29 protein-coding genes and 2 pseudogenes are annotated in these 22,035 nt (G+C 66.7%); 21 read left to right on the forward strand and 10 right to left on the reverse strand.

Going from position 1 to position 22,035, the window contains the following annotated elements; genetic code table 11:
• Window positions 1-36: 36 nt before the first annotated feature.
• The 3 genes and pseudogenes from KNJ79_RS00240 to KNJ79_RS00250 all read right to left on the reverse strand — a co-directional run.
• Window positions 37-549: pseudogene (locus tag KNJ79_RS00240) on the reverse strand (cation diffusion facilitator family transporter); the annotation flags it as partial.
• Window positions 550-559: 10 nt separating this feature from the next.
• On the reverse strand, window positions 560-832 hold the full coding sequence (locus KNJ79_RS00245) for a metal/formaldehyde-sensitive transcriptional repressor (RefSeq protein ID WP_082737021.1): 273 nt from the start codon (window positions 830-832) through the stop codon (window positions 560-562).
• Between the two features lie 119 nt (window positions 833-951).
• The gene (locus tag KNJ79_RS00250; RefSeq protein WP_067179688.1) at window positions 952-1,203 is read right to left on the reverse strand and encodes a DUF7662 domain-containing protein; all 252 of its coding nucleotides are present in this window, start codon (window positions 1,201-1,203) and stop codon (window positions 952-954) included.
• Window positions 1,204-1,550: 347 nt separating this feature from the next.
• Between KNJ79_RS00250 and KNJ79_RS00255 the strand changes: the two genes are divergently transcribed.
• Window positions 1,551-1,871 carry a DUF736 domain-containing protein gene (locus KNJ79_RS00255; protein WP_067179691.1) on the forward strand — a complete coding sequence of 107 codons (321 nt, stop codon included), beginning with the start codon at window positions 1,551-1,553 and terminating at the stop codon, window positions 1,869-1,871.
• A 75-nt stretch (window positions 1,872-1,946) separates the two neighbouring features.
• Here KNJ79_RS00255 and KNJ79_RS00260 read toward each other — a convergent pair whose 3' ends face one another.
• Together KNJ79_RS00260 and KNJ79_RS00265 are read right to left on the reverse strand one after the other, a co-directional pair.
• Window positions 1,947-3,221 carry a type II toxin-antitoxin system HipA family toxin gene (locus KNJ79_RS00260; RefSeq protein WP_310256066.1) on the reverse strand — a complete coding sequence of 425 codons (1,275 nt, stop codon included), beginning with the start codon at window positions 3,219-3,221 and terminating at the stop codon, window positions 1,947-1,949.
• Window positions 3,211-3,561: a helix-turn-helix domain-containing protein gene (locus tag KNJ79_RS00265; RefSeq protein WP_291674662.1), complete on the reverse strand. Its 351-nt coding sequence runs from the start codon at window positions 3,559-3,561 to the stop codon at window positions 3,211-3,213. Before KNJ79_RS00265 ends, KNJ79_RS00260 begins: the two co-directional genes overlap by 11 nt.
• 344 nt (window positions 3,562-3,905) lie before the next feature.
• Between KNJ79_RS00265 and KNJ79_RS00270 the strand changes: the two genes are divergently transcribed.
• From KNJ79_RS00270 to KNJ79_RS00330, 13 genes are all read left to right on the forward strand, one after another.
• On the forward strand, window positions 3,906-4,070 hold the full coding sequence (locus tag KNJ79_RS00270; RefSeq protein ID WP_170935594.1) for a hypothetical protein: 165 nt from the start codon (window positions 3,906-3,908) through the stop codon (window positions 4,068-4,070).
• 123 nt (window positions 4,071-4,193) lie between these two features.
• The gene (locus tag KNJ79_RS00275; protein ID WP_291674659.1) at window positions 4,194-4,634 is read left to right on the forward strand and encodes a hypothetical protein; all 441 of its coding nucleotides are present in this window, start codon (window positions 4,194-4,196) and stop codon (window positions 4,632-4,634) included.
• 322 nt (window positions 4,635-4,956) lie between these two features.
• Window positions 4,957-5,271 (forward strand): DUF736 domain-containing protein, encoded by a 315-nt coding sequence (locus tag KNJ79_RS00280; RefSeq protein WP_058818212.1) that lies wholly within the window; start codon window positions 4,957-4,959, stop codon window positions 5,269-5,271.
• 125 nt (window positions 5,272-5,396) lie between these two features.
• Window positions 5,397-5,690, forward strand: coding sequence for a transcriptional regulator domain-containing protein (locus tag KNJ79_RS00285; RefSeq protein WP_197411994.1), 294 nt, complete (start codon window positions 5,397-5,399; stop codon window positions 5,688-5,690).
• Complete coding sequence (locus KNJ79_RS00290; protein WP_231728227.1) at window positions 5,662-6,195, forward strand: DUF2285 domain-containing protein; 534 nt, start codon at window positions 5,662-5,664, stop codon at window positions 6,193-6,195. Before KNJ79_RS00285 ends, KNJ79_RS00290 begins: the two co-directional genes overlap by 29 nt.
• Before the next feature lie 98 nt (window positions 6,196-6,293).
• Window positions 6,294-6,545 carry a helix-turn-helix transcriptional regulator gene (locus KNJ79_RS00295; protein ID WP_053555711.1) on the forward strand — a complete coding sequence of 84 codons (252 nt, stop codon included), beginning with the start codon at window positions 6,294-6,296 and terminating at the stop codon, window positions 6,543-6,545.
• Entirely contained in the window at window positions 6,542-7,051 is a 510-nt protein-coding gene (locus tag KNJ79_RS00300; protein ID WP_058818148.1) for a DUF2840 domain-containing protein, read from the forward strand. The genes KNJ79_RS00295 and KNJ79_RS00300 overlap by 4 nt, the downstream gene beginning before the upstream one ends.
• Entirely contained in the window at window positions 7,048-7,617 is a 570-nt protein-coding gene (locus KNJ79_RS00305) for a S26 family signal peptidase (RefSeq protein ID WP_317152372.1), read from the forward strand. The genes KNJ79_RS00300 and KNJ79_RS00305 overlap by 4 nt, the downstream gene beginning before the upstream one ends.
• Before the next feature lie 5 nt (window positions 7,618-7,622).
• Window positions 7,623-7,955, forward strand: a complete 333-nt coding sequence (locus KNJ79_RS00310; protein WP_058818210.1) for a DUF736 domain-containing protein — start codon at window positions 7,623-7,625, stop codon at window positions 7,953-7,955.
• 3 nt (window positions 7,956-7,958) lie between these two features.
• The gene (locus KNJ79_RS00315) at window positions 7,959-8,708 is read left to right on the forward strand and encodes a lytic transglycosylase domain-containing protein (protein WP_082660503.1); all 750 of its coding nucleotides are present in this window, start codon (window positions 7,959-7,961) and stop codon (window positions 8,706-8,708) included.
• A 231-nt stretch (window positions 8,709-8,939) separates the two neighbouring features.
• Window positions 8,940-10,685 (forward strand): relaxase/mobilization nuclease domain-containing protein, encoded by a 1,746-nt coding sequence (locus tag KNJ79_RS00320; RefSeq protein WP_089216911.1) that lies wholly within the window; start codon window positions 8,940-8,942, stop codon window positions 10,683-10,685.
• A gap of 28 nt (window positions 10,686-10,713) precedes the next feature.
• Window positions 10,714-12,762 carry a conjugal transfer protein TraG gene (locus KNJ79_RS00325; protein ID WP_317152373.1) on the forward strand — a complete coding sequence of 683 codons (2,049 nt, stop codon included), beginning with the start codon at window positions 10,714-10,716 and terminating at the stop codon, window positions 12,760-12,762.
• Window positions 12,759-13,199, forward strand: a complete 441-nt coding sequence (locus KNJ79_RS00330) for a ribbon-helix-helix protein, CopG family (RefSeq protein WP_058818144.1) — start codon at window positions 12,759-12,761, stop codon at window positions 13,197-13,199. Before KNJ79_RS00325 ends, KNJ79_RS00330 begins: the two co-directional genes overlap by 4 nt.
• Here the strand turns inward: KNJ79_RS00330 and KNJ79_RS00335 are convergent.
• From KNJ79_RS00335 to KNJ79_RS00355, 5 genes and pseudogenes are all read right to left on the reverse strand, one after another.
• Window positions 13,175-13,561, reverse strand: coding sequence for a helix-turn-helix domain-containing protein (locus tag KNJ79_RS00335; RefSeq protein WP_058818208.1), 387 nt, complete (start codon window positions 13,559-13,561; stop codon window positions 13,175-13,177). The genes KNJ79_RS00330 and KNJ79_RS00335 overlap by 25 nt on opposite strands.
• A gap of 108 nt (window positions 13,562-13,669) precedes the next feature.
• A pseudogene (locus KNJ79_RS22480) lies at window positions 13,670-13,981 on the reverse strand (JAB domain-containing protein); the annotation flags it as partial.
• A gap of 137 nt (window positions 13,982-14,118) precedes the next feature.
• Window positions 14,119-14,592, reverse strand: a complete 474-nt coding sequence (locus KNJ79_RS00345; protein WP_058818143.1) for a hypothetical protein — start codon at window positions 14,590-14,592, stop codon at window positions 14,119-14,121.
• A 41-nt stretch (window positions 14,593-14,633) separates the two neighbouring features.
• Window positions 14,634-14,966, reverse strand: a complete 333-nt coding sequence (locus tag KNJ79_RS00350; RefSeq protein WP_058818142.1) for a hypothetical protein — start codon at window positions 14,964-14,966, stop codon at window positions 14,634-14,636.
• 62 nt (window positions 14,967-15,028) lie between these two features.
• The gene (locus KNJ79_RS00355; RefSeq protein WP_058818141.1) at window positions 15,029-15,547 is read right to left on the reverse strand and encodes a LuxR C-terminal-related transcriptional regulator; all 519 of its coding nucleotides are present in this window, start codon (window positions 15,545-15,547) and stop codon (window positions 15,029-15,031) included.
• A gap of 220 nt (window positions 15,548-15,767) precedes the next feature.
• On the opposite strand from KNJ79_RS00355, the gene trbB reads away from it, so the two are divergent.
• From trbB to trbL, 7 genes are read left to right on the forward strand one after another with little or no spacing between them, the layout of a single operon-like run.
• On the forward strand, window positions 15,768-16,748 hold the full coding sequence (gene trbB, locus KNJ79_RS00360) for a P-type conjugative transfer ATPase TrbB (RefSeq protein WP_317152375.1): 981 nt from the start codon (window positions 15,768-15,770) through the stop codon (window positions 16,746-16,748).
• Window positions 16,745-17,077 carry a TrbC/VirB2 family protein gene (locus KNJ79_RS00365; RefSeq protein WP_291674038.1) on the forward strand — a complete coding sequence of 111 codons (333 nt, stop codon included), beginning with the start codon at window positions 16,745-16,747 and terminating at the stop codon, window positions 17,075-17,077. Before trbB ends, KNJ79_RS00365 begins: the two co-directional genes overlap by 4 nt.
• Entirely contained in the window at window positions 17,077-17,346 is a 270-nt protein-coding gene (locus tag KNJ79_RS00370) for a VirB3 family type IV secretion system protein (protein WP_058818138.1), read from the forward strand. Before KNJ79_RS00365 ends, KNJ79_RS00370 begins: the two co-directional genes overlap by 1 nt.
• Complete coding sequence (gene trbE, locus KNJ79_RS00375) at window positions 17,343-19,778, forward strand: conjugal transfer protein TrbE (RefSeq protein ID WP_317152376.1); 2,436 nt, start codon at window positions 17,343-17,345, stop codon at window positions 19,776-19,778. Before KNJ79_RS00370 ends, trbE begins: the two co-directional genes overlap by 4 nt.
• A 6-nt stretch (window positions 19,779-19,784) precedes the next feature.
• A complete protein-coding gene (trbJ, locus tag KNJ79_RS00380; RefSeq protein ID WP_137890091.1) occupies window positions 19,785-20,501 on the forward strand; it encodes a P-type conjugative transfer protein TrbJ in 717 nt (238 codons plus the stop codon).
• A 52-nt stretch (window positions 20,502-20,553) separates the two neighbouring features.
• A complete protein-coding gene (gene trbK-alt, locus KNJ79_RS00385) occupies window positions 20,554-20,754 on the forward strand; it encodes a putative entry exclusion protein TrbK-alt (protein ID WP_294047895.1) in 201 nt (66 codons plus the stop codon).
• Window positions 20,751-22,031: a P-type conjugative transfer protein TrbL gene (gene trbL / locus KNJ79_RS00390; protein ID WP_137890093.1), complete on the forward strand. Its 1,281-nt coding sequence runs from the start codon at window positions 20,751-20,753 to the stop codon at window positions 22,029-22,031. Before trbK-alt ends, trbL begins: the two co-directional genes overlap by 4 nt.
• Window positions 22,032-22,035: the final 4 nt, after the last annotated feature.

Raw genomic sequence — 22,035 nt, forward strand, 5'->3', positions numbered from 1 at the left:
GCAGTATAGGTCTGTGCGCTCCGAGAACAACGCACGATGATGATCGTCCTCGGGGTGCGCATGTTCGCGATGATGATGGTGGTGATCGGAACCTCCCATCAGCAGCAGCGCGCTCACGATGTTGACCAGGAGGCCCAGCACCGCAACCAGCGCGGCATTGCCGAAATCGACGCGCACCGGGTCGATCAATCGGGTGACGGATTCGCTCGCGATACCGAGCGCGAAAATGCCGAGGATCAGCGCCGATGCGAAGCCGGTCAGGTCCCCGACCTTTCCGGTGCCAAAACTGAACTTGGGATTATTGCGGTGCTTTTTGGCATAGCTATAGGCGGCCGCCGCAAGGCCGAGAGCACCGGCATGGGTCGCCATGTGGAAGCCATCGGCGAGAAGGGCCATCGAGCCGGTGACGTAACCGGCAATGATTTCGGCGATCATCATCACGGCCGTAAGGCCGACTACCCAGAGCGTTCGCTGGGCGTTTCGATCATGGGCTGCGCCCAAAAAGACGTGATCATGTGCCGGATATTCGGCGTTTGTCGAAGCAGTCATACGGTCTCGCCTATTTGGAATATCGACGGATGACGGCAAGCAGGTCGTCTGCGCCAGCCGCTCGCTCCTCGTGGGAAAGCCCATCCGCAGCAACGTGTGCGGTGAGGTGCTGGGCGATGATTTCGTCCAGCAGCCCATTCACCGCGCCGCGAACAGCGGCGACGCGATGAAGAACCGTCGCGCATGGCGCGTCGGATACCAGCGCCTTCTCGACAGAGGTCACTTGTCCGGCGATGCGCCTGACTCTCGCGACAAGCTCGGTATTATCTTTCAGATGGCCCATAGCATAGCGGGGTAGGGTATAATTGCACCGAGGACAAGATGTCAGTTTGGATGGGCTGAGACAAAGGCCAGAACCTGGCCGGATGTGGTATCGTTCGAGGTCAGGCTCCGGACTGAGCCTTATCGCCGCTGGAAATAGACACGCTCCGCCGCCATGTCGGCGATCGCATCGAAGCCCGCTTCGCGCCAAGCCCGTCGGTGGGGAGGCTCGGCCTGCTCGGTCATGCACCACCATTGCGGGTCGGCCGCAGCGCGCGGCAACAAGCCGCGGACGATGCTCTCGATCTGGGCAAAGCTCAGTTCGACACCAGGGGCGTCGTTGCGGACTTTCCACCTTCGCAAAAAGGCCCCAAGCGCATCATATTTGCCCATGGCGGCATCCCCAATCCCGGCAACAATGGGTCAGGACAAGCTCTGACCCCTTAAACGCGCCTGCCGCTTTCAAGGCGCTACCGACCTGGCAGCGGATCGTCGTCGCGGAAAGACAGGTGGCGCGCGGTGCCACAAGTGCCTTTGTCCAATAGCCGATGAATGACGGCGGCAGCAAGTCTCCCCGGTCGATCGTCCACCCCTCTAGGGCGCTTTTCTGTGGGCCTCGGATCGCCTCCGGCCGTCAACCCCATTCGGGGTTCCCCGTCACGATGTTCCGGTGACGGCGGCTCCCGGCCCCTCGTGCAAGCGCCATCGGGATGGTCCCGATCAATCCAGGAGACTTTATCATGGCCACCATCGCAAATCTCACCGTCAAGGCGGACGGCAGCTTCGAAGGCTCGCTCGCCACCCTCAACGTCACCGCGCCGATCGCGATCGTCCCGAATGGTCGCAAAGCCAAGGACAGCGAACCCGATTACCGCATCGTCAGCCGCAAGAACGGCTTCGAGCTCGGTGCCGGCTGGAAACGCTTCTCGCAGAACACCGGCGCCGAATATGTGTCGGTATCGCTTTCGGCACCCGAGTTCGGCACCATCTACGGCAATATCGCCAATGCGCCGGGCGACGATCCGATGAAGAAGGTCATCATCTGGAACCCGCCGTCGTGATAGCCCGTACCGGCCCCGCTTTCGAGCGGGGCCGGTCGGCTTTGCACCGGCGCATCTTGTGCGCAGGGATCTCAGTCAGTTCGGCGCGGCTGCAAAACCCTCGAAGGCGAACGGGTTGAGGAACTGCCGCCGCCACAGGAACGCGCGCTCGGCGCCGCCGAGCGCTGCTTCGTCGCACACCGCATCCCAATGGGCCTCGATCGCGGCCTGCTGACCCGCGATGATGGCGCGCGCGCGCGCATCGTCGAGGTGAAAGACGGGTGCGGCCTCGAGACACAGCGACAATTGGCTGAACCGCCGGTTGCCGAGGATGAGCATCGCCTGCGTCGCCTCGCCGCCTGTGCGGCCTTGCGGGCAGATGTCATAGGCCGGCGTAAGCTCCAGCGTCCCGCCGTCCCAGAAGGCGGCATGGTTGCGCGCATGATCGTCGGTGTTTCCGCAAAGAATGTTGAATATGATGCGCGCATAAAGTTCGGCGAGCGTCGCGGCGGGATCGACGAACCGGTGACGTATCACAGTCGCGAGATCCTCATAGCTTGCATAACGCGCCTCGGTCTCGTCGAGGGCAAGGAGGGTGAGCGCCGACACCACGCCGCGCCGGGTCCAATCGTCCTCCTTTGGCGCGCGGTCGAAGCGCTCGACGAGCAACACATCCTTGCCGAGCGCGCGCGCAAGCTTGACCGGTGCGACATCGAGGCCCGCGCGCGCGGCGAGGCGCATCGCGACATATTCGGCTTTCACGACATTATAGATGTCGGCGGCGGCCGAAAATTTGGCGATATATTTTCGCGCGCCATCGTCGATCAGCGCCTTGGGGCGCGCGCCGCCAAGCGATGTGCCATGTTGCAGCGCTTGGTCGAGTTCGGGCGTGAGCGGCACGCCTTGCTCGACGCGCTCGGCCGACTCCATCAGTTCGGCGAGCGTCGCATTCTGCCGCTGGCGCGGTACATAATCGGTGGCCGACGCCTGGAAATCGAGCATGCCGATCCGGTCGGAGCCGGATTCGAGGAGATAGATCAACTCGTCCAGCTCGGCTGGAGCGAGCTCGCCTTCGTCGCGCCCGCCGATCCGGTTGATGATAACGCGGCGGCCCCACGCGTCGGGCGATCCGTCGCGGATCGCGCTTGGCAACTGCATCTTGCTCGCCGCCTCGATCAGGCCGGCGCGCAGCGGCAATTCGGGCGCGTAGATCGCGATGGCGTCCGCGCGGGCCAGATAGCTTTGGCCATAGTTGAAGGTGAGCCGGCTATCGCTCGCGCGCGCGAGCCTGCCCGCGACGACCGGCTCGGTTGCCCCGGGCAGCCATATCCAGACGAAGGCTTCGCCGGCAGACGCGACGTCAGAAGTCATCCTTCACCTCGGATCGCGGCTTGTGAACGGCCTTGGGAAGCAGGCGCAGCTTCGTTTCCTGCTCGGCGAGATGCCCGGCGAGACGGTCCCGGTCGCTGTCGAACAGCGCGACCCCGACGATCGCTGCCGCCTCGAAGACGGGGCCGATGGCGCAGCGCGGGTCGCCCTGCTCGATGCGGCGCATCATGTCGCGCGACACGCCGCTGCGCGTCGCGAGGTCTTCAACGCTCAGCCGCCGTTCGATCCGCCGGGCGCGAATGAGGCCGCCCAGCAGGCGCACAGCCTCGCGGGTGTAGCGCGAATAGCTGCGCGGGATTCTCTTGATTGTCTCGTCGGCCATCGACCATCCTTTCGGCTTTCTAGGCTGCAATCGCCGCAAAAGTCAAGATAATGGCTTACACATAAGCCTTAATTGTAATTATGACGTTTGTGTAAGTCATATTGCCGGAAATTCCGCATGGGTTCTCAGCTGCGGCACGGCGCTGCCCGAGGGTGCGGGCCATTCCCGCTCGAATGCCGCTGATCCCTGGGTGCGAGGCCAGGCCTCCTTCAATCAACCCGTAAAGGGTCCGCTACGCTCCGCGTGCGGCCGCAGCTTCGCTCGCGGTGATTGCGGCCTGCCCCCGACCGGCGGGGCGACTGTCGAGCGGGAATGGCCCGCTCCCAACGACAGGAGCTTGACCCATGCCGCTTTCCACTGCCCAATCGCTCGGCTGGAACCTTGCCCGCACGATGATGACCATCATCGTCCTCATCGAAACCGTCAAAGGCTATTCGGTGATGCCGCTCGACGAGTTCGACGGCGATCCCGACACGATCGTGTGCGAATATGACCCCTTCGGCCGCTGATCGCGTCCATCCCGGTCCGGGGCAGCGCCGCTCGCGGCACTGTCCTGGCCCGATTGCTGTGGAGACAGGCGGGCATATCACGCCGTCGAGGTCGTGGTCGGCGCGCCCGGCGGGGCGACGCCCATGACGCTGATGATCATCCTCGGCGGTATCGCCGCGCTCTATCTGATCGGGCTGCTGTTCCGGTTGGCGTCCTTGGCCTTGCCCGTCTGCCTCGGCCTTTGCGCCTTCCACCTCCTTCGCGATCAAGGATATGGATGGGGCGCAGCACTTGCGATGGGACTGCTTACCGGCATCGGGCTCCATCTGACAGGGCGGTGGCTGTTTTCTCGAACGACCTCGGCAAATATCCGGCTCCTGATCGGATTGCTTTTCATGGCTCCGGCGGGCGCTGCGGGCCTGGGAGCGGGAACGGCGCTGGCGGGCCTTCTCGGTATCGACGGCGGTTGGCGAACTTGTCTCGCGATTCTTGTCGGGGTCGCGGCGGCCTCTGCGAGTTGGCGGTCGCTGGCGGCAGACCGGTCGTCAATCGGCGCGATGCGAGACGAGCCGACCGTTCGATAGCGCGATATCCGGACCCGCCGGTGTTTCTTCGTCGCGGACGGCCTGGCCATTCTGCGCTTCCCGGTCGCTGGCCACGCCAGCACGGCCTCCCGGAATGCGCCATCTGTCAGCAAGCCGCTGCGCTGCTCCGGAACGCCGCAACGGCCATGACCGACTTTCTTCCCCCGGCGTGCCGCCGTTCCTCGCGAGACAAGAAAGACGGCCCGTGTCCGTCCTCCGCTGCGCTGCGGGCCTGGCGGCTGCGGCACCGGCCCCTTGCTGACCATCGATGCGCATCGAGGCCGCGCTGGTGCGGCCCGAGCCCAAGGAAAGGATAAGCATCATGGCCAGGATCGGCACGTTCAAGAAGGTTTCCGGCGAGTATCGGGGACAGATCGTCACTCTCTCGGTGCAAGCGAAATTGGTTCGCATCGTTCCGGAAGACAATCCGAGCGGCAACGCCCCCAGCCACCGCGTCTTCATCGGCGAGGCCGAAGTCGGCGCCGCCTGGGAAAAGAAGTCGCAGGACAAGCGCCCCTATCTGTCGGTCAAGCTCGACGATCCGACATTTGCCGCCCCCATCTTCGCCCAGCTCTTCGCCGGCGAAGGCGAGGAACATGATCTGGTCTGGAACCGCCAGGCCCGCCGCGGCGATTGAGCCCCCCTATCCCGCCCGGCAGCAGCCGGGCGGGATACCCATTTCTGGGGATCGGCCTTCCGCGATGTTGGAATAGGCCGATATCCTCCGATCGCGATGCTGCCGTCATCCCAATGGAGGTGACGGTGGCAGGCACGGCCGGATTACAGGTGACGCAGCGGGCGCTGCTCGATTTTCCGGGCTTCGCGCAGGAATTTCTGCGCCGCAACCCTGCTTATGTCCGCGACTATGACTGCGTTATGACCGGCGGGCGCCGCGGCGATATTGCCGCGCGGGAGGCGATGGCCCGGCGTTGGGGTCTTTGCTTTCCCATGTCCGCCGTTCCGCTCGGCGCGCGAAAGTCCTGCGCTCTGGTCGGCGGCGATCTGCGGTTACACCAACATCCTCGACGTGGCGCCGCCGGGATGCCCGGCGGCTGACGCCTTTGCGGTTCCGCCGTCCCATCTTGTCGTCGCCGATCGCCGCCTGGAAGATGGCCGGCACTTCGTCTTCGCCGACGACCGGGCCTGGCACCGCCTGTGGCTCCGCACCGACAGGCCCGGCGTCCCGCTTGCGAACCTGATCCTGCGCGATTCGTTGGTCGGCCTGCGCCACGAGGCGGCTGTGCGGTTCGATCGGTGGCTCGGCGATGGGCCCGGCCCGCCGCCTGCCGGCTTCTTGCCGACCGCCTATCAGGCGCGCCGCCTCGGCATGATGCTCGCCATTCTCGATCTCCTCCAGGAACCGGGCGGCGCCGGCGTCACCTCTCATGATGTCGCGCGCCTCATCATCTATCCACGCCTGTCGGTCGGCCGCGGCGCCGAATGGAAGTCCTCGTCCGAACGAAGGCGAACGCAGCGGTTGATCGAGGAAGCACGCGGTCTGATGCAGGGCGGTTATCGGGCGCTGCTCGCCGGCCCTGCGGGGCGACAAAAATTGCCCTGAATTTTAGCCGCTCCGGCTCTCGCTCATCTTCGCGCCACCACGCTCCACGACCCGCCGCACCGGCTTTTTTCGGCCCGGCGGCTGGAAGGAGCACGCGAATGAATCCCCCCTTGCCCGCCCTTGGCCCGCGCTATCTCAGAACGCCCGATGCCGCCCTGCATCTCGGGCTGTCGGCCCGCACCCTCGAGAAGCATCGCTGCTACGGGACCGGGCCCGCCTATCGCAAGCTTGGCGGACGCGTCGTCTATGGGATCGAGGATCTCGACGCCTGGGCTGAGATCGGCCGGCGCTCTTCGACCTCCGATCCGGGCAAGGGAACCGTCCATCCGGCGCGGCCGGTGCGCCGATGATGCCGCGCGATCGCATCGCGGCGGCGAGCACGGCAGCGGCGCAGCCGCCGCTGACCGAGGTCGAACTGACCTGGATCGAAGGCCGCACCGAGCAGTGGATCCGCTTTGGCCGCGTCGCCGCCGAGCGGATCGTCAGCCGCCGCAAGCGCATCGTCATGTTTCGTCCGGGAGCGACCTTCGCCTATCTGCGCTGGTCCTCGAACGACTTCGGCACCATCCACTCGAGTATCCAGATCGTCACCGCGGTCGCTGTCGGCGAGCCTCATACGGCGCTGCCGTTCGTCCGGCCCGGCGGCGAAATTCTGCTGCACATCGAGAGCTGGCCGAAGGTTTCGCGGGTGCTCGAAGCGGTCGATGCAGTCGAGGCCGCCGGGGTCGATCCGTGCGACGCATCGCCCGATCACTGGCGTCATGTCGCCGACCGTCTCGCAGCCGGGATGCCCTTTCGTCCCTATAGCGCCGCGCGCCATGCGGCATGGCTACGCCGCCGGGCGATCGAATCATGAACCGCGGCTACCTCCATGTTGCCGCTACCGCTGTGACATTGCTCAGTCTCTCAGCCTGGTTCGCGCCGGCGCCGCGCCTGCTGTGGAATGCGAGCCAAAGCGCGCCGGTCGGTCTGTATCGCATCGATCCCGGCGCCGCGCCCATGGTCGGCGATTGGGTCGCGATCGAACCGCCAGCTGAGCTCGCCGCCTACATGGCGCGGCGCAAATACCTGCCTCGCGGCGTGCCGCTTATCAAGCGCGTTGCCGCGCTCCCCGGCGCGCGCCTCTGTCGCTCGGGCGTCTTCGTGACCGTCGATGGCCGGGCCGTCGCCCGCGCGCTGGCGCGCGACCGGGCCGGCCGGCCGCTGCCGGTCTGGCTCGGCTGCCGCATCGTCCGGCCCCGCGAAATCTTCCTGATCAATGCGGCGCCGGACAGTCTCGACGGGCGGTACTTCGGGCCGCTTCCGACCATCGGCCTGCTCGGACCGGCGCACCCGATCCTGACCCGCGACGCCTCGGGCGCGCCGCTGCGCTGGCGCCCTTCGGGCCGCGATCTTGCTTTTCCCCGTAGCGAAATGGAGTGATATCGATGCTCATCGGAACTTTCGAAATGTGCGGCGACGGCTATGCCGGCCGTCTGCGCACCCTCACCTGCGATGCCGCGATCACCATCGTTCGGGCGCAGCCGTCGGCGGCTGAACATGCCCCCGAATGGCGGCTGTTCCTCGGCGACGCTGCAAGCGGAATCGAAATCGGTGCGGGCTGGAACCGCACCGGCGAGCGTGCCGGAGCATTCATCGCGGTGCAGATCGACGACCCCGCCTTCGCGGTTCCGCTCCGCGCGAACTTGCTTCGCGCGTCGCACGACGAGGGCGAACATCATCTGCTCTGGTCGCGCCCGTCGGCGCGCGAGCGGAGCTAGACCATGGCATACGGGCCGCGATCGTCCTGCACCGCCATTGCGCTCGCGCTGCGCTGGGCGGCACTCGGCGGCGCACTCGGCGCGCCCTTCGGCGGCGCATCCGCTGCCGTCGCCGCGCCGGCGGTGCGCGCCGATGTCCATCCCTATGCGGCGTCGGTCGCCGAGGCGTCGCAGCGTTTCGGCATCCCCGAACGCTGGATCTGGCGCGTCATGCATGCCGAAAGCCGGGGCAACGCGCGCGCCGTTTCGCACGCCGGCGCGATGGGGCTCATGCAGATCATGCCCGCGACCTGGGCGATGCTGTCGGCGCGCCACGGACTGGGTAGCGACCCGTTCGATGTGCGCTCGAACATCCTTGCGGGTGCCGCTTATCTGCGCGCGATGTGGGATCGCTACCGCGATGTGCCGCTGATGCTCGCGGCCTATAATGCGGGACCGGGCCGCGCCGACGCCTATGCGTCCGGACGGCGCGGACTGCCTGCCGAGACGCGCGCCTATGTCGCGCGGATCGCGCCCGAGCTTGGCGCTTCCGGCATTGCTTCGCGCGCCGCCGCGCCGCCTTCGGCCGCGCCGGGCTGGCAGCGATCGACGCTCTTTGCCGCGCGGGGCGACAATGCCTCTGTCGTCGAAGATCGCGCGCCGGCCGTGTCGGACTCGAACAGTCTGCCCGATAGTCCGACGGCCGCCGCGCCAGCCACTGGCGCCGGGCGGCATCCGCTCTTCGTCCCGCTTTCCGGTCAGGACCGTCGATGATGGCCTCGCTCGCTCCGCCGCGTTCGTCTGCGCCTTGTGGGGTAAAGCCGGCAGCGAATGGCAGGGTTGGATGGGATGGAAGGGAAGTATGGCGAGATAAAAGGGCTGCCAGCCATTTGGTCGAAGGAGGGCACAAATCTGGGGAAAATTCATATGGCTCGCAATTGCTCGGCCATATGATCGCAAACATTACTCAGCAAATACAGCATCTTGTAATATGGCAGGCCCGCCGTGAGCGGTGACGACGGTGAGTTCAAGGTCCGGCCGGGAAGGGTGCGGGACCGCGGGGCCGGGGCGTCGCGGCGGGGGCGTAGCCTCGCCGGGCAGGTGCGTCGCTCGATGGCGCGCAAGGGTTTCGCGCGTCGGCCGCCGGGGTCCGGCGGCGGCACCGGGCGTCATGGCCGCGGCCGCCGCGCGCTCGCGCGGGCGCGCTTCCGTGCCGATGGCCGCCGCGTCGTCATCAAGGCGCGGATCGTCCGCCACAAGGGGCAGCGCTTCCGCTCGGCGCCGCTCGCGCGCCATATCCAGTATCTCGAACGCGACGGCGTCACTCGCGACGGGCGCGACGCATCGATGTTCGACGCGGAGGGGGACAGCGCCGACTGCGCCGAATTCGCATCGCGCTGCGAGGATGATCGTCATCATTTCCGCTTCATCGTCAGTCCGGAAGATGCCGGGGAGATCGGCGACCTCAGGCGTTTCACCCGCGACCTCATGGCCGACATGGCAAGGGATCTCGAGACGCGGCTCGACTGGATCGCGGTCGATCACTGGAACACCGACAATCCGCACATCCATATCCTCGTGCGCGGCGTCGCGGACGACGGGAAGGATCTTGTCGTCGATCGCGGCTATATGAGCGAAGGGCTGCGCTGGCGCGCCGAGGATCTCGCCACGCTCGAGCTCGGGCCGCGCAGCGCGCGCGACATCGCCGATGCGCTCGCGCGCGAGGTCGAGGCCGAGCGTTGGACGAGCCTCGACCGGACGCTCGAGCGGATGGCCGCCGAGGGGGCAGGCGAGATCGATCTTCGACCGGATGGGCGGGCCGATGGGCATCTTCATCGGCAGCTGCTCGGCCGGGCAGCGAAGCTCGAGGCGCTCGGTCTTGCCGAGCAGATCGAGTCCGGCATCTGGGTGATGCGCGGCGATGCCGAAGCCGTGCTACGCGACCTCTCGGTTCGCGGCGACATCATCAAGACTATGCACCGCGCATTGACCCGCGATGGCGGCCGCTTCGACCCGTCGGTGCTTGCTCTCCACGACGACGTGCCCGCCGATCCGGTCATCGGCCGCCTCGTCGATCGCGGGCTTCACGACGAACTCGCCGGCAGCGCCTATGCGATTGTCGACGGCGCCGATGGGCGCACGCATCATCTGCGGTTCGGCGACATCGAGATGATCGGCGACGCGCGGCCCGGTGCCATCGTCGAGCTTCGATCCTGGGCCGACGCGAACGGGCAGATACGGCAGTCGCTCGTGACGCGATCGGATCTGCCGCTCGATGCACAGGTGACGGCGCCCGGCGCGACCTGGCTCGACCGTCAACTCGTCGCCCGCGAGCCGGCTGCGAGCCATCAAGGCTTCGGACGCGAAATCCGCGATGCGATGGATGCGCGGTCGCGCCACCTTGCCGAGCAGGGGCTTGCGAGCCGCCAGGGGCAGCGCGTCATTCTCGCGCAGGGTCTCATCGAGACCCTGAACTCGCGCGATCTCGACGGGGCGTCCCGCTCGATCGCTGAGCGCACCGGCCTCGCGCACAGACCCTCGGGAGCGGGTGACTATGTGAGCGGCATCTACCGCGAACGCGTCACCCTTTCTTCTGGCCGTTTCGCGATGATCGACGACGGGCTCGGTTTCCAGCTCGTTCCCTGGCGCCCGGCGCTCGACAAGCATCTTGGCCAGCATGTGACCGGGACGATGACGCCCGGCGGCACCGTCGACTGGGCGCTCGGGCGCGGCAGGGGCATCGGGCTGTGAGGCCGGGCATCCATCATGGGAGGCGAGCGTGAACGACAGGATTCTCTGGGGCCAGATAACGGCTGTGTTTCTCATCATCCTGTTGGCGGTGTGGGGCGCGACACAATGGACGGCGGCGGCGCTCGCCTTCCAGCCCGAGCTTGGCGACCCCTGGTTCCGCCTTGGCGATTATCCGGTCTATCCGCCGCCGGCCTTCTTCTGGTGGTGGTTCGCGTTCGACGCCTATGCGCCGCCGATCTTCTACAAGGGCGCGCTGATTGCGGCGTCGGGCGGGTTCGCCGCGATCATCGTCGCGATCGCCATGTCGGTATGGCGCGCCCGCGAACGGCGGAAGGCCGAGACCTATGGTTCGGCCCGATGGGCGGGCCGGCGCGAGATACGCGCTGCCGGGATGCTCGGCGAGGAAGGGGTCGTGCTGGGCCGGTTTGGCAAAGCCTATCTGCGCCACGATGGCGCAGAGCATATTCTCTGCTTCGCGCCGACACGGTCGGGCAAGGGTGTGGGGCTCGTCGTACCGACTTTGCTCACTTGGCCGGGAAGCTGCATCGTCCATGATATCAAGGGCGAGAATTGGCAGCTGACCGCGGGCTTTCGCGCGCTGCACGGCCGCGTGCTGCTGTTCGATCCGACCAATGCCAAATCCTCAGCCTATAATCCCCTGCTCGAAGTGCGCCGCGGCGCATGGGAGGTGCGCGATGTCCAGAATGTCGCCGATGTCCTCGTCGACCCCGAAGGCAGTCTCGAGAAGCGCAACCATTGGGAGAAGACGAGTCATGCCTTGCTCGTCGGCACGATCCTCCATGTCCTCTATGCCGAGGAGGACAAGTCTCTGGCGGGCGTGGCAGCCTTTCTCTCCGATCCGCGGCGACCGATCGTCTCGACGCTGCGCCGCATGCAGACGACCCGGCATCTGGGGGACAAGGGCGTGCATCCCGTCGTCGCCGCGGCCGCGCAGGAATTGCTGAACAAATCGGACAATGAACGCTCGGGGGTGCTTTCGACCGCCATGTCCTTTCTCGGCCTGTATCGCGATCCCGTCATCGCGGCGGTGACGGGCCGGTCCGAATGGCGGATTGCCGATCTGATGGCGGGGGACCGTCCGACCTCGCTCTATCTCGTCGTGCCGCCCGGCGACATCAGCCGGACGAAGCCGCTCATCCGCCTGATCCTCAACCAGATCGGACGGCGGCTCACCGAGGATCTCAATCCCGGCGCGCGGCCGCGGCGCCTGCTCCTGATGCTCGACGAATTTCCGGCGCTGGGCCGCCTCGATTTCTTCGAAAGCGCGCTCGCCTTCATGGCGGGGTACGGCATCAAGGCTTTCCTGATCGCCCAGTCGCTCAACCAGATCGAAAAGGCCTATGGTCAGAACAATGCGATCCTCGACAATTGCCATGTCCGAGTGAGCTTCGCGACCAACGACGAGCGCACCGCCAAGCGCATTTCCGATGCGCTCGGGACTGCGACCGAAATGCGCGCGATGAAAAATTATGCCGGCCACCGTCTCTCGCCCTGGCTCGGCCATCTCATGGTCTCGCGCACCGAAACCGCCCGCGCCTTGCTCACGCCGGGCGAGGTGATGCAGCTGCCGCCCGGCGAACAGATCGTCATGGCCGCCGGCGTGCCGCCGATCCGGGCTTCGAAGGCACGCTATTATGTCGACCCCCGGTTCACGAGCCGCATTCTCGCGCCGCCACCGCCTGCCCGGGCGCCGAAACGGGCGGACGACGACTGGACGCCGCGGTCGCAGGAGCCGGCGCCCGTCCTTCTGCTTCCCGGACCCGGGCCTGCCGGACGCCGCGCATCGGCAGCGGAGGACGGCGACCCGAAAGCGGCTGCGCCAGCCGAGGCGGAAGCAACGGAGGAACAGGGGGCCAATTCGGGGATTCGGCGGGAGCCGGGCCTTGCCGATCATGAGGATGTGGCCCCCGAACCCGTGCCCGAGGTCAACGAGTTCGATTTCGACCGCGACGGCAAAGGGAGCAACGCGGCGCGCGACCGGCGCGCCATGGACCGGGCGATGCAGCGCAATGCACGCAACGCATCGCTCGACCCGGGCGATGGAATCGATCTGTGAAAAAGCCCGCGGTCAAACGGACCTTCCGCCTCGATGCCGCGCTTTGCCGCGAGCTCGACGAGCGGGCACGCAGCCGGCGCATGACGCGAACCGATATTGTCGAAGCGGCGCTCGCATCCTTGCTCACACCCGATCAGGAGGAGCGGCTCGAGGCCGTGCTTGCCCGGCGCCTCGACCGCCTGTCGCGGCAGATCGAGCGGCTCGAATGGCATATCGAGCTGTCGAACGAGACCGCCGCGCTGTTCATCCGGTCCTGGCTGACGAACAATCCGCCGCTCCCCGATGCGGCGCTGCAGGCGGCGCAGGCCACCGGCAAGAAACGGTGGGAGGCTTTCGTCGATACGCTCGCGCGCCGGATGGAACTTGGGCCGAAGTTCCAGGAGGAAGTATCGCTGGGCACACGGCCCGGCACTCATTCCTCGCCGGCCGCGAAATAGGCGGTAAGCCGGTGCGCGACTTCGGGCGCCAGCTGGATGAAGTTTCGCCGTCCGTCGGCGGGATCCGATGTGCGGACCAGGAGCTCGGCGTCGCAGAGCCGCTGGACCAGCCTCAGCGCGCTGCTCATCCCCAGCCCCGAGGCGATGCCGAGGCTGCTCGTCGACACCGGCTTCGCCTCGCCTTCATGAATGAAGAGGTCGATGAGCATGTCCCACGCCGGCTCGCCGAATAGCTCATCATTGCCCAGAAGCTGTTTGCGCAGCAACCGCCGGCGCAAGGTCCGGCGCGCATTGGCGAGTGCGAGGTCGGCAACTCCCTTCTCTGTCTCGATGCGGTCGCGGTGCCCGTCCCCGAGGGTCAACGGCGGTCCCGGTCTTCCCCTCGGCGGAGCTTTGCCGGCGGCCAGCCTATGGTGCTCGCGCTGGGTGACGATAATATGGTCGATGAGTTCGACGTCGAGCGCCCGGCCGATGTCGCGCAGGAGTTCGGTGACGCGAATATCGCTGTCGCTCGGGGTCGGGTCACCGCTTGGATGATTATGGACCAGCAGGATAGCTGCCGCATCCAGCTCGAGCGCGCGCCGGAAAATCGTGCGCGGATAAAGTGCCAGCTGCCGAACCGAGCCATGCTGCATTTGCTCGTCGGCGACGAGCCGGCGCGACGCGTCCAGAAACAGCACGCGAAGAATTTCCTCGGGCAGCGCGCCCATCGAGGTCTTGAGATATTCGATCAGTTTTGGGCTGGAGGGTTCGATCACGCGACCGAGCAATTCGGCGCGCATGGCTTCGAGGCCGGCCTCGCGCGCGGCAAGCAGAAGGCCTATGACCGGACTCTGCTTGCCGAGAATTCGCGCCAGCGCCTCGGGTGACCGCGACCAGATGCGATCGAGACTATGAAACTCGGCAAGTAGCGTTTCGGCTATCGATTGGCTGTTCTCGGGATCGATCGACGCGACGAGATGTACCAGGACGGCTCGCTGTCGCCGCGCGCCAGGCGTCGCTGGTGCCGCCAGGTTGCGAGGATGAGGATCGGCGGAACCAGCCACGAGGTCGCGACCTGCATCGTCAGATAAGCCGCCGGATGAATCTCCACATCGAGGAACCGGCTCGTGTGCGCGAGGAGCGGGAGTATATGGAGCACCGCGACGCACATGGGCCAGAAGCGATGCGCAAAAAGCGCGAGCAGGGTGGTTGCGGTCGCGCCGAACAGGTCGATCGCGAGATGGCCCGTGTCCAGCGATGCGAATTCGACCGGTACGAAAGCGTGGAGCATCTTGTCCGCTCCCACCATGGTCAGCGCGATCGCGGCCATCGCGCGTTCGGGTCCGCCCCCGCGCCAGGCGGCATAGCCAAGAGCAACCAGCAAGAAAGCGAGGAAAAATGCCATGCGCATCGCCCGAACCTTTCATGCTGATTGCTCCGGGTCAATCGGGGTCAGGCGGCCGCCGGAAGAGGCTCGGAAACCGCACCGGCGATCGCCGGGCATTCATGAAGGTCATAGCCCGCCGTCTCGCGTCCGATTTGCACGAGATCGCCATGGACGCGAAGGATGTCACCGCTCACATCGACCAGCGCCATCTGTGCCTTCGCGAGCCGCCGGATCGTTGCATGGCCGCTGGTGGCCGGCACCCCGATGGTATCGCGGCGTGCGGTCACGACACTTGTCATCAGCGAGGACACCGCGATGAGGGCATCGTCGACTCTGCCTTCCGCAGCCGGGACGTCGCGCTCGAGACGAGCTGCTGCAAAACTGGTTTCTTTGGACATGACTTCTCCTTTTCCGGAAAGCGGGGGCGATCCGGCGATTGCTTGGGCACAAGGGAAAGGGATCAGCCGGAGATCAGCGTCGTCAGCGCCTGGGCGATGGCGAGCCCCGATAAGATGAGCAGGACCAGTGCGACCAGCATGGCCGCCATGATCAGCGCTCGCCTTGTCCGGGCATGGTCATGCCTCCAGAAATCCCTGAACGGCGGGCTGGCCTCCATCGGCCCGTCCGCCGCCAGGACACTGTCGTTCAGCGCCATCGCGTCGGCCGGGCCTCCGTCCGGGAAGTGGGATGGCACGAGCGCAGGCGGCGGCGGAAGGTCGATCGGATCGCATGTGATCCGATCATAGGTCTGTTTGAGGCGGGCATAGACGATCGCGGTCTCGTCGCGGTTCGCCGTCCCCAATATGTCGCGCGCCTTGGTCAGCCGGAGATCGACGGTGGGCTTGGCGATTCCGAGCTGCCGCGCAATCTGCTTCGAGGTCTGTCGCTCGATCAGGAGATCGAGGCAGGCCCGCTGCTTGTCGGTGAGGCGCGCCCAGCGTTCGGCGTCCTCAAATGTGTGCGACCTCGAATCACTCATGTTCACACTCTTGTCAAAATCGCCTCCGGCACAAGCCCCGGGAGTGATTCGCGGAGGCGCGGCCGCTCTCCCGCGATGACGGCGCCTACGCCATAGCCTGTCTTTCAACGCCACGGTGCGACGCGCTCAAAAGCTTGTTGAATTGGGGCAATCCCTGCGTCTCTTACTCGGCCCCGTCGCACGGACACTCCGGTCCGGCGCCGCGAAACGGGGTCCTCTCATGGCTGCAGAACCGATCCGGCTCGAAGCGCGAAATCGCAGCGCGCGCATGTTGCAGACCGCATTCGGAGCGGCGATCGCCGGCTGGCTTGCCGACCCGCAAGTCGTCGAGATCATGCTCAATCCGGACGGCCGCCTCTGGGTCGACCGCTTGGGTGCTGGCCTTTCGGATAGCGGCACATGGCTGAGTGCAGCCGATGGCGAACGCATCATCCGTCTCGTCGCGCATCATGTCGGCGCCGAAGTTCATGCCGGAAGTCCCCGCGTATCGGCCGAACTGCCCGGCGGCGGCGAACGGTTCGAGGGACTGCTGCCGCCCGTAGTGATCGCTCCGGCCTTCGCGATCCGCAAGCCGGCGGCCACCGTTTTCACACTCGACGACTATGTGGGCGCGCGCATCATGGCGCCGGCTGCCGCCGCTGCGCTGCGGCATGCGGTCGCCGGGCGGATGAACATTCTCGTCGCCGGCGGCACCGGAACCGGCAAGACGACGCTCGCCAACGCGCTGCTCGCAGAGATCGCCGGCACCGATGACCGGATCATCCTCATCGAGGATATACGCGAGTTGCAGTGCGCCGCGCGCAATGTCGTCGCCATGCGCACCAAGGACGGGGTCGCATCGCTCACCGACCTCGTGCGCTCGTCGCTCCGCCTCCGGCCCGATCGCATTCCGATCGGCGAAGTCCGAGGCCCCGAAGCGCTCGATTTGCTGAAGGCCTGGGGAACGGGCCATCCGGGCGGGATCGGTACGATCCACGCCGGAAGCGCGCTCGGGGCGCTCCGCCGCATGGAGCAGCTCATCCAGGAGGCGGTCGTAACCGTGCCGCGCGCGCTGCTTGCCGAAACCATCGACCTTGTTGCCGTCCTCGTCCGTGATGGGACCGGCCGGCGCCTGTCCGAACTTGCGCGAGTCGAAGGGCTCGATCCCGCCACCGGCGAGTATCGCCTGGTCCCGCACACACAAGAAGGAGAAAGCTCATGATCCGTGCCGCCCGGCATGGCGCCCGCCGCGCCATCCTCACTTCGACCGCGATCGTCGTCGCGATGATCGTCGCCGTTCCGGCCCATGCCGGAGGCTCCTCAATGCCCTGGGAAGCGCCGCTCCAGTCGATCCTCGAGAGCATCGAGGGTCCGGTCGCCAAGATCGTCGCGGTGATCATCATCATCGTCACCGGCCTCAGCCTTGCCTTCGGCGACACCTCGGGCGGTTTCCGCCGGCTGGTCCAGATCGTCTTCGGCTTGTCGATCGCCTTCGCGGCATCGAGCTTCTTCCTCTCCTTCTTCTCCTTCGGCGGCGGGGCGCTCGTCTGATGGGACAGGAGGCCGACATTCCGGGTTTCTTCGCGCCGGTCCACCGCGCGCTCGCCGAGCCGATCCTGCTCGGCGGCGCGCCGCGCAGCCTGGCGATCGTCAACGGCACGCTCGCCGGCGCGATCGGGCTTGGCCTTCGCCTCTGGATCGCCGGCCTTGCCCTCTGGGCGATCGGCCATGCCCTTTCGGTCTGGGCAGCGCGGCACGACCCGCAGTTCGTCGACGTCGCCCGCCGTCACCTCAAATTTCCTGTCTGGATGCGCCCATGATGAACCTCGCCGAATATCGCACCAAATCGGCTTCCCTCGCCGACTATCTTCCCTGGGTGGCGCTTGTCGCCGAGGGCGTGGTCCTCAACAAGGACGGCTCCTTCCAGCGCACAGCGCGCTTTCGCGGTCCCGACCTCGACAGCGCGACCCCGGCCGAACTCGTCTCGGTGACCGCGCGGCTCAACAATGCGCTGCGGCGGCTCGGCTCGGGCTGGGCGGTCTTCGTCGAGGCGCAGCGTGTTCCCGCGATATCCTATCCGGTCTCCGATTTTCCCGACGCCGTCTCGGCGCTGGTCGATGTCGAGCGCCGCGAGCAGTTCCGCGAGGAAGGCGCGCATTTCGAAAGCTTCTATTATCTGACCCTGCTCTGGATGCCGCCCGCGGAAGAGGCCGCGCGTGCGGAAGCCTGGCTTTATGAGGGGCGCTCGGAGGCGGGAGTCGATCCGAAAGAATATCTGAAGGGCTTCGTCGATCGTAGCGGGCGGCTACTCCATCTGATCGAAGGCTTCGTTCCCGAAGCCGAATGGCTGGGCGACGGCGAGACACTCACCTATCTCCACAGCTGCGTCTCGACCAATCGGCAACGCGTCCGCGTTCCCGAGACACCTGTCTATCTCGACGCGTTGCTGACCGACCAGCCGCTCGTCGGCGGGCTCGCGCCGCGGCTCGGCGCGCATCATCTCCGCACGCTGACGATCACCGGCTTTCCGACCGCGACCTGGCCGGGCCTGCTCGACGAGCTCAACCGGCTCGCTTTCGCCTATCGCTGGTCGACGCGGGCAATCATGCTCGACAAGACCGACGCGACGAAGCTGCTGACCAAAATCCGGCGGCAATGGTTCGCGAAGCGCAAGTCGGTCGCCGCGATCCTCAAGGAGGTGATGACCAACGAGGCGTCGGTGCTCATGGATTCCGACGCATCGAACAAGGCCGCCGACGCGGACATGGCATTGCAGGAACTCGGCGCCGACCATGCGGGCATCGCCTATGTGACCGCGACGCTGACGGTGTGGGACAAGGATCCCGCCATCGCGGCCGAAAAGCTGCGGCTCGCCGAAAAGGTCATCCAGGGCCGCGATTTTACCTGCACGGTCGAGGGCATGAACGGGGTCGATGCCTGGCTGGGGAGTCTCCCCGGTCATGTCTATGCCAATGTCCGCCAGCCCCCCATTTCGACGCTCAATCTCGCCCACCTCATACCCTTGTCAGCGGTGTGGGCGGGGGCGGAACGGGACGAGCATTTCGGTGATGCCCCCTTGCTCTACGGCAAGACCGAAGGCTCGACTCCGTTCCGCCTAACTCTTCATGTCGGCGACGTCGGCCATAGCCTTGTCGTCGGTCCGACGGGCGCCGGCAAGTCGGTGCTCCTCGCACTGATGGCGCTGCAGTTCCGGCGCTATGAGCATGGCCAGATCTTCGCCTTCGACTTCGGAGGCTCGATCCGCGCCGCGACGCTCGCGATGGGCGGCGACTGGCAGGATCTGGGCGGCGCTCTGCAGGATGACGGCGGCGGCGTCGCGCTGCAGCCGCTTGCGCGCATCGACGAGGCGGGCGAACGGGCGTGGGCCGCCGAATGGCTGGCCGCGCTCCTCGCGGGCGAAGGCGTGGCGCTCGATCCGGCCGCGAAGGAGCATATCTGGTCGGCGCTGACGTCGCTGGCCACCGCGCCGGTCGCGGAACGGACGCTGACCGGGCTCGCGGTCCTACTGCAGTCGCAGGAACTCAAACAGGCGCTGGCGCCCTATCTGGTCGGCGGACCTTGGGGACGGCTCCTCGACGCGGAGGTCGAACGCCTCGGCGACGCGCGTGTGCAGGCGCTCGAGACCGAGGGGCTCGTCGGCGCCGCTTCCGCTCCCGCCGTGCTCGCCTATCTCTTTCACCGCATCGGGCAGCGGCTCGATGGCTCGCCGACCCTGATCATCATCGACGAGGGCTGGCTTATCCTCGACAGTCCGGCCTTCGCCGCGCAGCTGCGCGAATGGCTGAAAACGCTGCGCAAGAAGAATGCGAGCGTCATCTTCGCGACGCAGAGCCTCGCCGATATCGAGAGCTCGAGCATCGCGCCCGCGATCATCGAGAGCTGCCCGACGCGCATCTTCCTTCCCAACGAGCGCGCCGCCGAGCCGCAGATCGCGCGGGTCTATGAGCGCTTCGGCCTCAACGACCGGCAGATCGAGATATTGAGCCGTGCGACCCCGAAGCGCGACTATTATTGCCAGTCGCGGCACGGGAACCGGCTGTTCGAGCTCGGACTCGGCGAGGTCGCGCTCGCCTTCACCGCCGCGTCTTCCAAGACCGACCAGATCCGCATCGGCGAACTCGTCGCCGAACATGGCGGTGATGGCTTTGCCGCCGCCTGGCTGCGTGAGCGCCGCCTCGACTGGGCGGCCGATCTTCTCGCCAATCTCCAATCTTCCACCCTGAAGGAGTGAATGACCATGAAGACCCCGATTTTCCATTGCGCCGCCGCGCTGCTCGTCACCGGGTGCGGCATCGCGGCTGCGGCCGTGTCCGCCCCGGCCGCGGCCCAGGTGGGCGGGATCGTCCATGATCCCCGCAATTACGCCCAGAACATCCTGACCGCCGCACGCACGCTCGAGCAGATCAACAATCAGATCAAGCAGCTACAGAATCAGGCGACGTCGCTCGCGAACGAGGCACGCAACCTGTCGAGCCTGCCGGTCTCCACGCTCGAGGAGCTGCAAGGGCAGGTCGACCGGACCCGCACCCTGCTCGGCGAAGCGCAGCGGGTCGCTTTTGATGTCGGAGACATCCAGAAGGCGTTCGACGCGCGCTACAAGGGCGGCGCACTGACGGGCACGCAGGCGGAAATGGTCGCCAATGCCGAAGCGCGCTGGAACGACAGCGTCGGTGCTTTCCAGGATGCGATGAAGGTCCAGGCGGGCGTCGTCGGCAATATGGGCGATGCGCGCCGCTCGATTACGACGCTGGTGACAGCGAGCCAGTCCGCGACCGGCGCCCTCCAGGCGGCACAGGCGGGCAACCAGCTGCTCGCGCTCCAGTCGCAGCAACTCGGCGATCTTGCCGCTGCGATCGCCGCGCAGGGGCGGGCGCAGATGCTCGATGCCGCCCGCGCGGCGGCTGCCGAGGCCGAGGGACGCGAGCGCTTCCGCCGCTTCCGCAAAGGCAATTGAGATGGGCCGGGCGGCCAGGATCGCCGGCGCGGCAGTGCTGGGCGGAATCGCCATGACGCTCGCGCTCGTCGCCGCGACCCTGCCGCCCACGCCTCGTGCGTCCGTCCCCCAGGTCTCCGGGGCGGACGCACACCCGGCACCGGACGATGGGCTTCGCCGCTGCCGGACCGTCACGACGGCCGACCCCGATTGCGAAACGGCATGGGAAGCGAAGCGTCGCCGGTTTTTCGGTGAGCGGAGGAACGAGCGATGAACGACACGGGCGTGATCGACCAATTTCTGTCGGTCTTTTCGACCTATATAGACAGCGGCTTCGGGCTGCTCGGCGGCGAAGTCGGGTTCCTGTCGACGACGCTCATCGTCATCGACGTGACGATCGCGGCGCTGTTCTGGGCGTGGGGAGCCGACGAGGATGTCCTTCAGCGCCTCGTCAAGAAGACGCTCTATATTGGCGTCTTCGCCTTCATCATCGGCAACTTTCAGAGCCTGGCGACGATCATGCTCGAAAGCTTTGCCGGTCTTGGGCTGAAGGCGAGCGGCGGCACCATGGCGATCGGCGACTTCATGCGCCCGGCCGTCGTCGCGGCGACGGGCCTCGATGCCGCGGAGCCGCTTCTTGATGCGAGCAAGGACCTATTGGGGCCTATCGGGCTCTTCACCAACTTCGTGCAGATCTTGATCCTGCTGATCGCCTGGGTGATCGTCGTCCTCGCCTTCTTCATCCTCGCGGTGCAGGTCTTCGTGACCATCCTCGAGTTCAAGCTTGTCACGCTCGCGGGCTTCGTTCTGATCCCCTTCGCCTTTTTCGGCCGCACCGCCTTCATGGCCGAGCGCGTCCTTGGCCACATCGTCTCTTCCGGCATCAAGGTGCTGGTGCTCGCCGTCATCACCGGGATCGGCACGACCCTCTTCGATCGCTTCATGGGTGCCCAGATTGGCGCCGAGCCGGACATCGAGCAAGTGATGGCGATCGCGCTTGGCGCGCTCACATTGCTGGGTCTCGGTATCTTCGGTCCTTCGATCGCCAATGGCATCGTCGCCGGCGGGCCCCAGCTCGGCGCGGGCGCCGCGGCCGGCACGGCCGTCGCCGCCGGCGCCACGCTCGCCGCGGGCGCCGCCGGTGCGACGCTGGCCACCAGTGCTGCCGCCACCTTTGCGCGCGGCGCTGCGGCTGGCGCTACCCGCACTGCGGGCAGCGCGTCGGCCTCATACGCCGCAGGCGCGGCCGGGAAGAGCGGGGCGCAAGCGGTCGGCGCGGGTCTCGCCAATGTCGCGCGCTCGGCGGCGAGCGCAGCGGCGTCACCGCTTCGGCGTGCCGCCGAGCGGTCTCGCGAGCAGTTTGCGGCCGGCCGTGAGGGTCAGGCGGCGAAGGCGGGGCCGGCACCTGCTGCCGGTACGCCGCCGGCCTGGGCGACCGCGATGCGGCAGCGGCAGGCGGTCACGCAGGGCGCGATGGTCGGCGCGCAGACCCTGAAGGGCGGCGATAGCCACGGCGCTGGCTCCGCACCCGACATCAGCGAAAGGGATTGATATG

The sequence above is a fragment of the Sphingopyxis indica genome, from assembly GCF_032879645.1.
Classification (GTDB): domain Bacteria; phylum Pseudomonadota; class Alphaproteobacteria; order Sphingomonadales; family Sphingomonadaceae; genus Sphingopyxis; species Sphingopyxis indica.